Annotated in this window: 14 protein-coding genes; 13 read left to right on the forward strand and 1 reads right to left on the reverse strand. The window is 66.4% G+C overall.

Features of this window, described 5'->3' with window-relative positions; translation table 11 throughout:
* Positions 1-288: 288 nt before the first annotated feature.
* The 8 genes from QX051_RS18880 to glgX all read left to right on the forward strand — a co-directional run bounded on the left by QX051_RS18880 (position 289) and on the right by glgX (position 7,861).
* Complete coding sequence (locus tag QX051_RS18880; protein ID WP_315738841.1) at positions 289-594, forward strand: PepSY domain-containing protein; 306 nt, start codon at positions 289-291, stop codon at positions 592-594.
* Entirely contained in the window at positions 595-1,260 is a 666-nt protein-coding gene (locus tag QX051_RS18885; RefSeq protein ID WP_315773329.1) for a response regulator transcription factor, read from the forward strand.
* Positions 1,257-2,675, forward strand: a complete 1,419-nt coding sequence (locus QX051_RS18890; protein ID WP_315777165.1) for a HAMP domain-containing sensor histidine kinase — start codon at positions 1,257-1,259, stop codon at positions 2,673-2,675. The genes QX051_RS18885 and QX051_RS18890 overlap by 4 nt, the downstream gene beginning before the upstream one ends.
* Before the next feature lie 107 nt (positions 2,676-2,782).
* Positions 2,783-3,331 carry a cytochrome b gene (locus tag QX051_RS18895; protein ID WP_315738837.1) on the forward strand — a complete coding sequence of 183 codons (549 nt, stop codon included), beginning with the start codon at positions 2,783-2,785 and terminating at the stop codon, positions 3,329-3,331.
* Between the two features lie 60 nt (positions 3,332-3,391).
* On the forward strand, positions 3,392-4,087 hold the full coding sequence (locus QX051_RS18900; protein ID WP_315758349.1) for a VIT1/CCC1 transporter family protein: 696 nt from the start codon (positions 3,392-3,394) through the stop codon (positions 4,085-4,087).
* A gap of 300 nt (positions 4,088-4,387) precedes the next feature.
* On the forward strand, positions 4,388-4,636 hold the full coding sequence (locus QX051_RS18905) for a DUF3551 domain-containing protein (RefSeq protein ID WP_409998115.1): 249 nt from the start codon (positions 4,388-4,390) through the stop codon (positions 4,634-4,636).
* Positions 4,637-5,285: 649 nt separating this feature from the next.
* Positions 5,286-5,558 carry a DUF3606 domain-containing protein gene (locus QX051_RS18910; protein ID WP_315738834.1) on the forward strand — a complete coding sequence of 91 codons (273 nt, stop codon included), beginning with the start codon at positions 5,286-5,288 and terminating at the stop codon, positions 5,556-5,558.
* Positions 5,559-5,623: 65 nt separating this feature from the next.
* Entirely contained in the window at positions 5,624-7,861 is a 2,238-nt protein-coding gene (glgX, locus tag QX051_RS18915) for a glycogen debranching protein GlgX (protein WP_315777166.1), read from the forward strand.
* Positions 7,862-8,125: 264 nt separating this feature from the next.
* On the opposite strand, the gene QX051_RS18920 is transcribed toward glgX, so the two are convergent.
* A complete protein-coding gene (locus QX051_RS18920; RefSeq protein WP_315777167.1) occupies positions 8,126-9,043 on the reverse strand; it encodes a LysR family transcriptional regulator in 918 nt (305 codons plus the stop codon).
* 125 nt (positions 9,044-9,168) lie between these two features.
* On the opposite strand from QX051_RS18920, the gene QX051_RS18925 reads away from it, so the two are divergent.
* The 5 genes from QX051_RS18925 (at position 9,169) to QX051_RS18945 (ending at position 15,175) form a co-directional block, all read left to right on the forward strand.
* Positions 9,169-10,464, forward strand: a complete 1,296-nt coding sequence (locus QX051_RS18925; protein ID WP_315738831.1) for a D-galactonate transporter — start codon at positions 9,169-9,171, stop codon at positions 10,462-10,464.
* A 21-nt stretch (positions 10,465-10,485) separates the two neighbouring features.
* Positions 10,486-11,559: a tartrate dehydrogenase gene (locus QX051_RS18930; protein ID WP_315777168.1), complete on the forward strand. Its 1,074-nt coding sequence runs from the start codon at positions 10,486-10,488 to the stop codon at positions 11,557-11,559.
* Between the two features lie 155 nt (positions 11,560-11,714).
* Complete coding sequence (pyk, locus tag QX051_RS18935) at positions 11,715-13,133, forward strand: pyruvate kinase (RefSeq protein ID WP_315738829.1); 1,419 nt, start codon at positions 11,715-11,717, stop codon at positions 13,131-13,133.
* 192 nt (positions 13,134-13,325) lie between these two features.
* Positions 13,326-14,138 (forward strand): UDP-2,3-diacylglucosamine diphosphatase, encoded by an 813-nt coding sequence (locus tag QX051_RS18940; protein WP_315777169.1) that lies wholly within the window; start codon positions 13,326-13,328, stop codon positions 14,136-14,138.
* A 47-nt stretch (positions 14,139-14,185) separates the two neighbouring features.
* Entirely contained in the window at positions 14,186-15,175 is a 990-nt protein-coding gene (locus QX051_RS18945) for a threonine/serine dehydratase (protein WP_315777170.1), read from the forward strand.
* The last annotated feature ends 8 nt before the right edge of the window (positions 15,176-15,183 follow it).

Raw genomic sequence — 15,183 nt, forward strand, 5'->3', positions numbered from 1 at the left:
AACGAGACTGACGGCATCCCGTCGGGTCGTGTCAGCGGGGAGTCAGCTTGCCTCGGGCAGGATGCCGATCCTGTGCGAGTTTCCACCCCCGCATCTGTCTGATGCGCAATTCCGACATCGGAAGTTCAAACTATCATCCGCACCACCTCGGTAGCATTTGCGAATGCTCCGCAATTCGTGCCCCGCAATTCGAACCAGTGGCGAGAGCGCAACGAATGACGACGATCTCTGAAGATGACGGCGTCAGGCCCCGGAAGGATCATGCATTTGCCTCAAATTGGACGGTTCATGCGCATCACGGCATCTGCGATGCTGATCTCTACGGCTGCGTCCGCGGCGACGGTGGCGCGCGAGGATGATCGTGAGCGCCGTGATGCCATGCGTCATGCCGTGGAGGCGGGCGACGTCTTGCCGCTGTCGCAGATCCTGCCGAGATTGCGTGGCCGGGTCGCCGGCGACGTGATGGGGATCGATGTCGAGCGCCTGCGTGGCCGTTGGCGCTATGAGTTTCGGGTGATCGGCCGCGATGGCCGCGTGCGTGAGGTCTATGTCGATGCGCGCAGCGGCGAGATCGAACGGATCGAGGAAAAGTAGATGCGTGTGCTGCTGGTCGAGGATGATCCGCGGCTGGCGTCCGACCTGGTGCGGACGCTGCAGGCGGCGGGCTATCTGGTCGAAACGTCCGACAACGGCGAGCAGGCCTGGTTTCTCGGCGACACCGAGGATTATGGCGCCGTGATCCTCGATCTCGGCCTCCCCGGCATGGACGGCCTGTCGGTGCTGAAGCGCTGGCGCGGCGCGGGGCGACACATGCCGGTGCTGATCCTGACGGCGCGCGCGAGCTGGGCGGAGCGGGTCGACGGCATCGATGCCGGCGCCGACGACTATCTGCCGAAGCCGTTTCGCAACGAGGAGCTGCTGGCGCGATTGCGCGCGATCGTGCGGCGGTCCGCCGGCCGTGCGGCGCCGGTGCTCTCGTCCGGCGACCTGACGCTCGACGAGCGCCAGATGAAGGTCAGCCTGTCCGGCGTGCCGGTGACGCTGTCGCAGCTCGAATACCGGCTGATCGCCTATCTGCTGCGGCAGAGCGGCCGCGTCGTGCCGCAGCATGAGCTGGAGGAGAACGTCTACGGCCTCGGCCACGAGCACGATTCCAACGCGCTCGAGGTGCTGATCCGGCGCGTCCGCAAGAAGCTCGGCGCCGACATCATCGAGACCCGCCGCGGCTTCGGGTACATGATCCCGGAGACGGCGGAATGAGGCTCGGCTCGCTGCGGCTGCGGCTGGTGGCGGCGGGCACCATCGCGCTGCTGGTCGCGCTCGGCGTCGCCGGCTTCGGCATGGTCGTGCTGTTCAAGCGCCACGTCGCGCGGACGCTCGCCTCCGATCTCGACATTCACCTGCGCCAATTGCTGAACGGCCTCGAGGTCGATGCGGAAGGGCGCATCGTGGTCGCGCGGCCGCCGGCCGATCCGCGCTTCGTGGTGCCGCTGTCGGGGCTGTACTGGCAGATCTCGGACGATCATGGCCAGTTGCTGCGCTCGCGCTCGCTGTGGGACACCATCCTGCCGCTGCCGATCGACGAGCCCGGACCGAGCGACGTGCATCAGCATGAGCTCGCCGGGCCGGATGGCGAACACGTGCTGGTCGCCGAGCGCGGCATCCTGATGAATCCGGAAAGCCAGATCCGCGTGCGCGCGGCCGTGGCCTACGGCCTCGACGGTGCCACCAGCGCGGTGCTGACCTTCGCCAAGGATCTGTCGATCGCGCTCGCCGTGCTGGCCGTCATCCTCGCCGTCGGCACGTCGGTTCAGGTCACTCTCGGCCTGCGTCCGCTCGGCGTGCTGCGCCGTGGCGTCGCCGAGATCCGCAGCGGTCGGCGCCAGCATCTTCCCGTGGACGTGCCGACCGAGGTGGCGCCGCTGGTCGAGGAGGTCAACGCGTTGCTCGATGCGCAGCAGCGCGAGATCATGCGCTCGCGCAGCCGTGCGGCCGATCTCGCTCACGGCTTCAAGACGCCGCTCGCCGCCCTCACGGCCGACGCCGCGCGCTTGTGGGAGCTCGGCCAGCTCGAGCTGGCGCGCAACATCGAGGATGTCGCCGAGGCGATGAGCCGGCAGGTTGATCGCGAGCTGGCGCTGGCGCGGCTGCGCGGCAAGGCCCGCGGCGGGCCGGAGGCCGCGACCGAGCTCGCGCCTTTGGTGAATGCGCTGCTCGGGACGCTCGGCCGCACGCCGGCGGCCGCCCATGTCAGCTTCGATGGCGAGGTGCCCCCGGGCCTGAGCGTCGCCATGGATCGGACGGATCTCGCCGAGGTGCTCGGCAATCTGCTGGAGAACGCCGCGCGTCATGCGGCGAGCACGGTTCGCATCGTCGCGAATGCGACCCCTCTGATCGTCATCGTCGAGGATGACGGTCCGGGCATTCCGGACGCGAAGATCGGCCGCGTGCTCGAGCGCGGCGGCCGCCTCGACGAGCAGGGGCCGGGCAGCGGGCTGGGGCTCGCGATCGTGCAGGACGTGCTCGAAGCCTATGGCTGGCGGCTGCAGATCGGCCGTTCCGAGCTGGGCGGCGCCAGGATCACGATCGCGCCGGCCATCGTCTCGGCGCTCCGCTGGCCGCAGCCCGCGATGTCCCAGGCGACCCCGGCGCCGTCCATTCTGACAGCAGGCTGACATCCCGCGTCAGCGGCGCGACGCCCCCGGTCAGCTATTGCCTCAGGTCATGACGCCCCACGCGGCTTGCCACCGCGGGGGTGCCCAATGGTCGAAGGAAGCTGATCATGCGTATTCGAAATTCCGCCAAGGCGTATGGGTCCGTCGCGATCGGGCTGCACTGGATCGTCGCCGTGCTGGTGCCGGCGGCCTGGATCTCGGGTCATCTCGGCGACATCCTGCCACGCGGCTCTCATGACACGGGCCTGTTCATGCACGTCTCGCTCGGGCTGGCGATGCTGGGCTTTGCGCTCGCGCGCTTGGCCTGGCGTCTGGCCGATCCGCCGCCGGCGCCTGAAGCGACCAAATTCGGCGCGTGGACCGTTCACGTCGGCGAGATCACGCATCTGCTGATCTACGGCATCATGTTCGCCATTCCGGTCCTCGGCATCGTCACCCAGTTTGCCCGCGGCTACGGCTTGCCGGTGTTCGGCCTGTTCGAGATCGCCTCACCCTGGGTCGGCGACCGCGGCTTCGCCCACGACTTGAAGGAGATGCACGAGGCGCTGGCCAATGGCCTGATGATCCTGATCGGCCTGCACGCCGGTGCGGCGCTGCTGCATCATTACTGGCTGCACGATCGCACCCTGCGGCGGATGGTGCCGGGACTGCGGTGATCGGTCCTGTCATCCGGGCCTGCTAAGAGGCTTCCGTCGATCACGCCATCGGAGGCCGTCATGCCGGCAACGCCGCACATCGAAAAGCACTTCACCGCGTCGGAAGTCGTCCGCGACGTCGTGATCGGCATGGCCGACGGGCTCACCGTGCCGTTCGCGCTCGCCGCCGGTCTCTCGGCTGCGGTCGCCAAGACCGACGTGATCGTCACCGCCGGCCTTGCCGAGGTCGTCGCCGGCGCGATCGCGATGGGGCTCGGCGGCTATCTCGCCGCCCGCTCCGACGCCGAGCATTATGCCGCCGAGGAGAAGCGGGAGCACGACGAGATCGAGCACCTTCGCGGCCGCGAGGTCGAGGAGGTTGCGGCGATCTTCCGCGGCTATGGTCTCGAAGGCCAGGCCTTGACCACCGTGGTCGACGCCATCGCGTCCGATCGCAAGCGCTGGGTCGACTTCATGATGCGCTTCGAGCTCGGTCTCGAACGCCCGGATCCGAAGCGCGCGCCGGTCAGCGCCGTGACCATCGGCGGCTCCTACGTGATCGGCGGCCTGATCCCGCTGATCCCCTACATGCTGGCGCCTGACATCTCGTCCGCACTCCGGATCTCCGTGGTCGCAACCGGCATCGCGCTCTTGATCTTCGGCGCCATCAAAGGCCACTTCACCGGCGTCAACAAGATCAAGTCGGCGCTGCAGACTGCGCTGGTCGGCGGCCTCGCCGCCGGCGCGGCATTCTGGCTGGCGCATCTGTTCGGGTAGGGCGGGACAGGATTGCGGTCGAGGCCATTCGGAAGAAGGTCACCGGGCCGGTCATGATTGACGAGGGACCGTAGGGTGGGCAAAGGCGCGCCGGGGCGAGGCCTTGTCGGGCGAGCTTTCGCGCGCGCCGTGCCCACCGCCCGCACCCAGCGCCGCCGATGGTGGGCACGCGCCGCCTTTGGCGTCGCTTTGCCCAGCCTACGGCAGCGTCGTCCGCGGCAAAGGGCTTTACCCGAGTTCGAGATCGCCGCGCCGGCAGACCCTTTCGGATTGATCAGCCTCGTGCCATGATGTGTGATGATGCGCGCGCTTCTCCTCATGACTTCGATCACAGTGCTTGCAACCGCTCCGGCCGCAGCTCAACGGTTCGATGGCATTGATCCGGTGTGCCTCCAGACATGGGAGTGGGGCGGTTCCAGCACAATCTCGTGCCAGTACAGGTCGTGGGAGGCGTGTAGAGCGGGGGCTGCGGGCATTTCGGCCATGTGCTTGCCGAACCCCTATGCACAACGCCCGTCTGAGCCAAGCCGCCGTCGGCCTCCCCGGTAGGCGCCGATTGCGATCTGACAAGACCCCAATCGTCAACGGAGCGGGCACGCGCCGCCCGATGCTTGCTCGGGCTGATCGGAACTAGTCTGTATTTCTGAGAAAAATAAATCTGTTGCCATTTTTCGGAAATCGTGCTTGATTGTCTCCATCCCGTGCTCCTCGAGAGGGGCGCTTCGCGATCGTCACGGAACGTTGGGCGCGGGATGCGGTGGCTGCAGGGTGCCGCAGCGTGGGGCGACTCGCGCGGACGAACGGCAGCTTGCGGACGCGAAGTCGCGTGGTCCTGGCGCCCCGATGCTGGCGCCAAGTCTTCGGGCGATGATCCCGAGGGCGACGGTGACTAACAAGCCGGTACACCGGGGAGATCGCGAAGTAAGCGTGAAAACCATCGCGCGGGGAATGCCGGGATGTCTCGGCTGAACCTGTGGTGACTGCCGCCTGCTTTTTTTCTGCAGGCGGGCCATGGGGGCGGCCAGCTCCCGGCATTCCCTGCGCCCTCTGCCTGATCGGGGGGCAACACCGATGACATCACTTGGGCGCCTAGCGCCGCGAGAGCAGTGACGCACGTCTTCACGGCGATGCCCAGGGGGAGGGAGCGCGGGAACCAAATTCCGCACTCAAGGTTAGCTGGCATGCAGGAGGACTCCCGATGCGCCGTCCGAAGATTCAGCCGTCCCGCAACAAGCTCGACATGACCGATCAGGCCCAGGTCCGCGTGGTGACCAAGCGGCTGAAGATGTCGCCCGGGGAATTGTCCGAGATGGTCGAACGCATCGGCAACTCCATCGCTGCCATCACCAAGGAAGTCGCGCAGCAGCGAGCCGCGAAGGCAGCGCCGGAAGGAGCTGTGATCGCGTCGGTGACGGTGACCGAGACCAAGGCGGAAGTGATCGTGCCGGACGAGACGCCAGCGGCAACCTAGCAATCGACGCTGATCATCGAGACCCCCGGCAATCGATCTGGGGAATCGGACGAAGGGGGCAAAGGATGGACCAACGCACCGACCTCGGTGACGCGTTGACGCGGGCCGCATTCAACCTGCGCAGGACCAAGATCAGCGAAGGCCGGCCGTTTCCGCTCGGCGCCACCTGGGACGGGCTCGGCGTCAACTTTGCGATCTTTTCCGCCCATGCGACCAAGATCGAGCTGTGCCTGTTCGACGACACCGGCGAGTTCGAGCTCGAGCGCATCGAGCTGCCCGAATACACCGACGAGGTCTGGCACGGCTACCTGCCGGCCGCGCGGCCCGGCACGGTGTATGGCTATCGCGTGCATGGACCCTACGAGCCGGACGCCGGTCACAGGTTCAATCCGAACAAGCTCGTGATCGACCCCTATGCCAAGCAGCTCGTCGGCAACCTGCGCTGGGGGCCGGAGCTGTTCGGCTATCGGCTCGATCATGCCGACAAGGACCTGTCGTTCGACGACCGCGACAGTGCGCCCTTGATGCTGAAGTGCCGGGTCATCGATCCCGCCTTCACCTGGGGCACCTCACGTAAGCCGGAAATTCCGTGGGAGCGGACGATCTTCTACGAGATGCACGTCAAGGGCTTCACCAAGCTGCATCCGCTGGTGCCCGAGGCCGACCGCGGCACCTTCGCCGGTCTCGCGCATCAGGACATTCCGGCCTATCTGCGCTCCCTGGGCATCACCTCGGCCGAGCTGTTGCCGATCCACGCCTTCATCGACGACAGCTATCTGGTCGAGAAGGGGCTGCGCAACTACTGGGGCTACAATTCGATCGGCTTCTTCGCACCGGAGCCGCGCTATCTGAAGACGCCGTTCGCGACCGAATTCAAGACCATGGTCAACCAGTTCCACGCCAACGGCATCGAGGTGATCCTCGACGTGGTTTACAACCACACCGCCGAAGGCAACGAGCTCGGGCCGACCTTGTCTTTCAAAGGCATCGACAATGCCAGCTACTACCGGCTGATGCCGGACCAGAAACGCTACTACATCAACGACACCGGCACCGGCAATACGGTGAACCTGTCGCACCAGCGCGTGCTGCAGCTCGTCGCGGACTCCTTGCGCTATTGGGCGACCGAGATGCGGGTCGACGGCTTCCGCTTCGATCTCGCCACCATCCTGGCGCGCGAGCCCTATGGCTTCGACGAGGGCGGCAGCTTCCTGGATGCCTGTCGTCAGGACCCTGTGCTGTCGAGCGTCAAGCTGATCGCCGAGCCCTGGGACATCGGTCCGGGCGGCTATCAGGTCGGCCAGTTTCCACCGGGCTGGGCGGAATGGAACGACAAGTTCCGCGACACCGCGCGTGCGTTCTGGAAGGGCGATGGCGGCACGCTCGCCGATTTCGCCAAGCGCATCTCCGGCTCGGGCGATCTGTTCAACAAGCGCGGCCGCCGCCCCTGGGCGAGCGTGAACTTCATCACCGCGCATGACGGCTTCAACCTCAACGACCTCGTCTCCTACAACGACAAGCACAACGAGGCCAATGGCGAGGATAATCGCGACGGCCACAGCAACAACCACTCCTGGAATTGCGGCGTCGAGGGACCGACCGACGACCCCGAGATCACCGCGTTGCGCGAGCGCCAGAAGCGCAATCTGCTGGCCACGATGCTGCTGTCGCATGGCACGCCGATGCTGCTCGCCGGCGACGAGTTCGGCCATACCCAGAACGGCACCAACAACGCCTATGCGCAGGACAATGAGACGACCTGGCTCGACTGGATGGGCATCACGCCGCAGGGGCGGGCGTTGCGCGAATTCACGCGCAAGCTGATCGCCATGCGCAAGGCGTTTCCGATCCTCTATCGCAGCCGCTTCCTGATCGGCTCGCACAATGAGGACCTCGGCGTCAACGACGTGACCTGGCTCGATCCGTCGGGCGAGGAGATGGCGACCGAGCAGTGGACCGACGACAACGCGCGCTGCTTCGGCATGCTGCTCGACGGCCGCGCCCAGGAGACCGGCGTCAAGCGCCGCGGCTCGGACGCGACGCTGCTGCTGATCTACAATGCGCATTTCGACGTCGTGAACTTCACGCTGCCCTCGGTTCCGGAGGGGCACAATTGGCTCGCGCTGCTCGACACCAACCAGCCGGACGCCCAGCTCCAGTCGCTGCCGTTCGGCCATGTCTACGAGGTCACGGGCCGCTCGCTGCTGGCGCTCGGCCTGTCCTCGGAGCAGCAGCCGATGCGCAGCCTGCGCCACGGACTGGGCGCGCTGCTCGACATCGCGGAGGCGCCGCTGCCGGGGTAGGGGGAAATCGCAGTTGAGCAAGAAGTGGGGCAACCACGCGTGCCGCCCGTCCTTCGAGACGCGCGCCAAGCGGCGCGCTCCTCAGGACGAGGGCTGTCGTTGCGGAACGAGGGGTGTGAGCGTGGCCCAAGCTCCATTCCTCTCTGCAACCCTCTCGGCGAAAAGGCTCAACCCTCATGGTGAGGAGCGCGCCGCTTGGCGCGCGTCTCGAACCATGAGGCCGAGATGTCGCGGCATCGTCTGCTCTCCGCGGATCGCCGCAGTTCAAGCGCCGCGCGCATATTTCCCGAGCCGCGCATCGAGCACGCCGAGCATGGCCTCGCGCGCCGGATCGCGCGAGCCGCGCAGCCAGGCCGCGGCCAGCGGCAGCCGTCCGGCGCTGCTGCCGCGCTTCAGGCGCAGCGGCACGAAGCGCACGCCGGACACCGCCAGCCGTGCGGTCCAGCGCGGCACGATGGCGATGCCGAGCCGCGCGCCGACGAGATGGACGATGGTCTGCTTCTCGTCGGCGACCTGCGCCACGTCGGGCGACAGCCCGGCCTGGGCGAACAGCTTCATGGTGAGGTCGTGGCTGTGCGGCCGCGATCTCCTGTCCGGCACGATCAGCGGCTGGTCCGCAATGTCGGCCAGCGAGACCGAGGCGCGCGACGCCAGCCGATGCCGCTGCGGCAGCGCCACCACGGCGCTCTCGCTGAGCAGGGCGCGGAATTCGAGCCGCGGGTCGGCGCGCTCGGGCGGCCTGACGAAGGCGAGGTCGAGTGCGCCGGAGAGGATCTTCGGCAGCAGCCGGATCGTCTTCTCCTCCATGATCTGCACCGCGATCCCCGGATGCCTGTCACGAAAATCATGCAGCAGCTGCGGCAGCAGGCCGGCGGCTGCGCTGTCGATGGCCCCGACGCGCAGTCGCTGCGCTCCGGTGCCGCGCGCGCGGCGGCGGAAGCCGGTCTCGACCGCCTCGACCCGCGCCAGGATGGCGCGGGCGTCGCGCAGCAGCGTCGCGCCATGCTCGGTCAGCGACACCGCGCGCGTGGTTCTCGCGAACAGCGGCGTTGCGAGATCTTCTTCCAGCAGCTTGATCTGGCGTCCCAGCGCCGACGGCAGCATCTGCAGCCGTTGCGCGGCTTTTCCAAAATGCAGTTCCTCGGCGGCGGCGACGAAGCAGCGGAGCTGGTGCAATTCCATCGAGAGGGTGCCTTACGACGCGCGATTATATCATTTTTTTGTATAATACCGCCGGCATTGAAGCCAGTCCCTTTCGCCGCCTACGGTGGTCGGATCAACGACAACAGGGCGACAGGGAGGTGACGATGGCCGGAGAGCTGGAGATGCGCGTGCTGCGCAGGATCACGTTGCGCATCGTGCCCTTCATCATGCTGCTCTACTTCGTAGCCTTCATCGACCGCGTCAACGTCGGCTTCGCTGCGCTGACCATGAACAAGGATATCGGGCTTTCAGCCTCGGCCTATGGCTTCGGTGCCGGCATCTTCTTCTGGGGCTATTTCCTGTTCGAGGTCCCCTCCAACCTCGCGCTGGACAAGTTCGGCGCCCGCATCTGGATCGCGCGGGTCATGATCACCTGGGGCATCGTCTCCGGCGCGATGGCGTTCGTGCAGGGACCGACGAGCTTCTATGTGTTGCGCTTCCTGCTTGGTGCTGCGGAAGCAGGCTTCTTCCCCGGAATCATCCTCTATCTCTCCTACTGGTTCCCGGCCCGCCAGCGCGCAGCCGTCACCGCGCTGTTCATGGCCGCCGCGCCGCTCTCCACGGTTCTCGGCTCTCCGGTTTCAGGCGCGCTGCTGGAGATGGACGGCATTCTCGGCTTCAAGGGCTGGCAGTGGCTGTTCCTGATCGAGGCGCTGCCGGCGGTGCTACTCGGCTTCGTCGTGCTCGCCTACATGACCGATCGTCCGGAGCAGGCGCGCTGGCTCGCCGACGACGAGCGCGACTGGCTGGTGCGCACGATGAATGCCGAGCTGGCGAGCAAGGCCGCCACCGCCAGCCACAGCATCTGGCGCGGGTTGGCCGACATCCGCGTGCTCGCGCTCGCGCTGGTCTATTTCGGCACCTCGGCCGGCCTCTACACGCTCGGCGTCTGGGCGCCGCAGATCATCAAGCAGTTCGGCCTGTCGTCGTTCGCCGTCGGCTTCCTCAACGCGGTGCCACCGACCGTGGCCGTGGTCGTCATGATCCTGTGGGCGCGCCATTCCGACCGCACCGCCGAGCGCACCTGGCACGTCGTGCTGGCCTGCGTCGTCGCCGCCGTCGGGCTCTGGCTGGCCGGGCTGTCGACCAGTGTCGCCGCCGTGCTCGCCGCGCTCACGCTCGTCAATGTCGGCATCTCCTCCTCGAAGCCGCCGCTGTGGAGCATGCCCACCATGTTCCTGTCCGGCTCGGCCGCCGCGGCGGGCATCGCGACCATCAACTCGATCGGCAATCTCGGCGGCTTCGTCGGTCCAGCGATGATCGGCTGGATCAAGGACCAGACCGGCAGCTTCAACGGCGGGCTCTATTTCGTCGCCGGGCTGCTGGTGGTATCGGCGGTGCTGACCCTGTTGCTGTCACGTTCTCAACGTGCAAAGGCCGCTGCGGCCACGCAATCCTGACCCATCACACGGAGCCCTTTCATGCGCACCCATTCCATCGCCGCGATTCCCGCCGACGGCATCGGCCCCGAGGTCATCTCCGAAGGTGTCCGTGTGCTCGAGGCGCTCGCCAAGCGCTCGGGCGACATCAGCTTCAACGTCAAGACCTTCGACTGGGGCTCGGACTACTACAAGAAGCACGGCGTGATGATGCCGGCCGACGGCCTCGCCGAGCTGAAGAAGTTCGACGCGATCTATTTCGGCGCGGTCGGCGCTCCCGACGTGCCCGACCACATCACGCTGTGGGGGTTACGACTGCCGATCTGCCAGGGCTTCGATCAGTACGCCAATGTGCGGCCGACCAAGATCCTGCCCGGTGTGGCCTCGCCCTTGCGCAATGTCGGCGTCGGCGATCTCGACTGGGTGATCGTGCGCGAGAATTCCGAGGGCGAATATGCCGGCATGGGCGGCCGCGCGCACCGCGGCCTGCCGGAGGAGGTGGGCACCGAGGTCGCCGTCTTCACCCGCGTCGGCGTCACCCGCATCATGCGCTACGCGTTCAAGCTGGCGCAGTCGCGGCCGCGCAAGTTCCTCACCGTCGTCACCAAGTCGAATGCGCAGCGGCACGGCATGGTGATGTGGGACGAGATCGCCGCCGAAGTGGCGCGCGAATTCCCCGACGTGACCTGGGACAAGATGCTGGTCGATGCGATGACCGTGCGCATGACCTTGCAGCCGAAGAGCCTCGACACCATCGTGGCGACCAATCTGCATGCCGACATTCTGTCCGATCTCGCCGGCGCGCTGGCCGGCAGCCTCGGCGTGGCGCCGACCGGCAACATCGATCCGGAGCGGCGCTTCCCGTCGATGTTCGAGCCGATCCATGGTTCGGCGTTCGATATCACCGGAAAGGGCATCGCCAACCCGGTCGCGACGTTCTGGACCGGCGCGCAAATGCTCGAGCATCTCGGCGAGACGGACGCGGCCGCGCGGCTGATGGCTGCGGTCGAGAAAGTCTGTGCAGCCGGCATCCTGACCCCCGATGTTGGCGGCACGGCGACGACCAAGCAGGTGACCGACGCCGTCATCGACGCGATCCACGGCTCCAACGCCTGAGGCGTGCCGTTCTCTTGCACAATTCTGGCGTGTTCCGTGTCGCGCTTGCAATGGACGCTGCGGGGCGTATATCAGCGCTTCCGCTGCGTCCGCGCATGCCAATCACATGCGTGTCATAGAGACGCGAGACACGGCTTAAGGAGAAAGGACACATCATGCGTCGTCACCGTCGAGCCAAGATCGTTGCGACTGTCGGTCCCGCGAGCAATTCTCCGGAGATGCTGAAAGCGCTGTTCCTCGCCGGTGTGGACACCTTTCGTCTCAACTTCAGCCACGGCACCCAGGCCGATCACGCCAAGGTCCATGCCGCGATCCGCGCGCTCGAGAAGGAAGTGCAGCGGCCGATCGGCATCTTGATGGATCTGCAGGGTCCTAAGATTCGCGTCGGCACTCTGCGCGACAAGAAGATCCAGGTCGAAGTCGGCGAGACGATTCGATTTGTCCTCAACGGCACCGAGGGCGACAAGACATCGATTCCGTTGCCGCATCCGGAAATCTTTGCGGCGGTCTCGCCCGGTCACGATCTTCTGATCGATGACGGCCGCGTGCGCGTCCGCGTCACCGGCCTTGGCGACGACTGGATCGAGGCCAAGGTGATCGTCAGCGGCGCGATTTCCAATCACAAGGGCGTCAATCTGCCGGGCACCATTCTGGAGCTGTCGCCGCTGACGGCCAAGGACCGCTCCGATCTCGCCTTCGGGCTCGAGCTCGGCGTCGACTGGGTGGCGCTGTCGTTCGTGCAGAAGCCGTCGGACGTGCTTGAGGCGAGGGGCCTCATCAACGGCCGCGCCGGCATCATGTCCAAGATCGAGAAGCCGGCGGCGCTGGAGCGGATCGACGACATCATCCAGTTGTCGGACGCGATCATGGTCGCGCGCGGCGATCTCGGCGTCGAGATTCCCAACGAGGACGTGCCGGGCAAGCAGAAGGAGCTGGTGCGTGCCTGCCGGCTCGCCGTGAAGCCGGTGATCGTCGCGACGCAGATGCTGGATTCGATGGTGGCGACGCCGACGCCGACGCGCGCCGAGGTCTCGGACGTCGCCACTGCGATCTATGACGGCGCCGACGCGGTGATGCTGTCGGCGGAGTCTGCCAGCGGCCAATACCCGCGCGAGGCGGTGGCGATGATGGACAGCATCATCAAGGCCACCGAAGGCCACAAGATGTATCGCTCGATCGTCGAGGCGACGCAGCCGGGCGAGGAGCAGACGCCGCCGCATGCGGTGGCAACCGCGGCGGCCGATCTCGCCTCGGCGATCCACGCCAGGGCGATCGTGGCCTATACGTCGAGCGGAACCTCGGCCTCGCGCGTTGCGCGCAAGCGGCCGAGCCTGCCGATTCTGGCGATCACGCCGAACGAGGACACCTCGCGGCGCATGTGCCTGCTGTGGGGCGCGCACAGCGTGCTGTCGCAGGACGTGCAGAGTTACGAGGAGATGGTCGAGCGCGCGACCTTCTTCGCCGTGCAGGAGGAGTTCGCTGAAGCCGGCGACCTGCTCGTCGTCGTCGCCGGCATCCCGTTCGCGCGGGCCGGCACCACCAACAATCTGCGCGTCGTCACCGTGCCGAGATAGGAGGCTGATTTTCCCTGTTCGCGCCGCCCGCCTGTCGCCTGATTGTCGCACCCCGCTGGTATCGCGGGGCAGTGACGAAGGACGTCGCGAGTCGTCGAACGAGCGGTGTCCGGTCGCGGTCCGGCAGGATGGGTTCTGCCGGTGCGGCGTTTCGTCATCGCGGTGTCATCAGGGACTGTTAGGTGGGCGCGCATGGGACTTGAGACTGCTGGTGAAGAAAGCCCGGCTCGGCGCTTTCGGACGTTGTTCATCTCGGACGTTCATCTCGGAGCCCGCGGCTCGCAGGCCAATCTCCTCGTCGATTTCCTGCGCCACCATGATGCAGATACGATCTATCTGGTCGGCGACATCATCGACGGCTGGGCGCTCAAATCGAGCTGGCATTGGCCGCAGTCGCATAACGACCTGGTGCAGAAGATGCTGCGCAAGGCGCGCAAGGGCGCCAAGATCGTCTATATCCCCGGCAATCACGACGAGTTCCTGCGCGGTTATTACGGCACGCATTTCGGCGGCATCGATGTCGTCGAGAACATCGTCCACACCGGCGCTGACGGCAAACGCTATCTGGTGATCCACGGCGACATCTTTGATCTGGTCGTGCAGAACGCGCGCTGGCTCGCCCATCTCGGCGACAAGGCCTATGACTTCGCGATCCAGATGAACCGTCTGGTCAACTTCTTCCGTCGCATGTTCGGCGTTCCCTATTGGTCGCTGTCGCAATGGGCCAAGCAGAAGGTCAAGAACGCGGTGAACTACATCGGCGCGTTCGAGACGGCGCTGGCCTCCGAGGCGCGAAGGCATGGCGCTGACGGCGTGATCTGCGGCCACATCCATTGCGCTGTCATCCGCGATCAGGACGACATTCGCTACATGAATTGCGGCGACTGGGTCGAGAGCTGCACGGCGCTGGTCGAGCACGAGGACGGCCGCTTCGAGATCCTCACCTGGACCGATCCGCTGCGGCAGCGCGCGCCGGTTCCCCAACTGGCCGCCCGCGCCGCCTGACACCGGCTCCCTTGCCTCTCGGCAATCGGGCGCGGTAAAATAGGGGCATGACAGCTCATTCCCCAATCCTGCCCGTGACCGCCGCCGACATCGATGCGGCGGCACGCGTCCTCGCGCCCGTGGCAGTGCGGACTCCGCTGCTGCCGGCTCCCGTGCTGAGCGAGCAGTTCAAGGCGAACGTCTTCGTGAAGCCGGAGGTGCTGCAACGGACCGGCTCGTTCAAGTTCCGCGGCGCCTACAACAAACTGGCGTCGATCCCGCAAGCAGCGCGCGGCAACGGCGTCGTCGCATTCTCCTCCGGCAATCATGCGCAGGGCGTCGCCCATGCCGCCACATTGCTGGGCATGGACGCCACGATCGTGATGCCCTCGGATGCGCCGGCGGCCAAGCGCGAGCGCACCAAGGCGTTCGGTGCCGAGGTCGTGCTCTATGATCGCGATCGCGAGGACCGCGAAGCGATCGCGCGCGACATCGCAGCAAAGCGCGGCTCGACGGTGGTGCCGCCCTATGACGATCCCCACGTCATCGCAGGGCAGGGCACCGTCGGTCGTGAAATCGCCGAGGACCTTGCGGCGCTCGGCCTGTCGCCGGATCTGGTGATCGTCCCGGCTTCGGGCGGTGGCCTGCTTGCCGGCGTCTCGACCGCGGTGAAGGCGCATTTTCCGAGCACCCGGATGGTCGTGGCTGAGCCCAAGGGCTTTGACGACCATGCGCGCTCGCTGCGGGCCGGCCACCGCGAGGCCCATGATGCGAAGGGACGCACCATCTGCGACGCGCTGATGGCGGCGATTCCGGGCGAGATCACCTTCGCGATCAACAGCCAACTGCTATCGGCTGCGGTCGAGGCCTCGGATGAGGAGGTGGGGCGCGCGGTCGGCTTTGCCTTCCGGGAGCTGAAGCTCGTGGTCGAGCCCGGTGGTTCGGTCGGGCTTGCGGCATTGCTGGCCGGCCGGCTGGATGTGGCGGGCAAGACGGTGGTGATCGTTTTGTCCGGCGGCAATGTCGATGCTGAGCTCTACGCCAGGCTGATCGCCTGACGATCAAG

The organism is Bradyrhizobium sp. SZCCHNR1053 (assembly GCF_032381235.1).
In the GTDB taxonomy this organism is placed as follows: domain Bacteria; phylum Pseudomonadota; class Alphaproteobacteria; order Rhizobiales; family Xanthobacteraceae; genus Bradyrhizobium.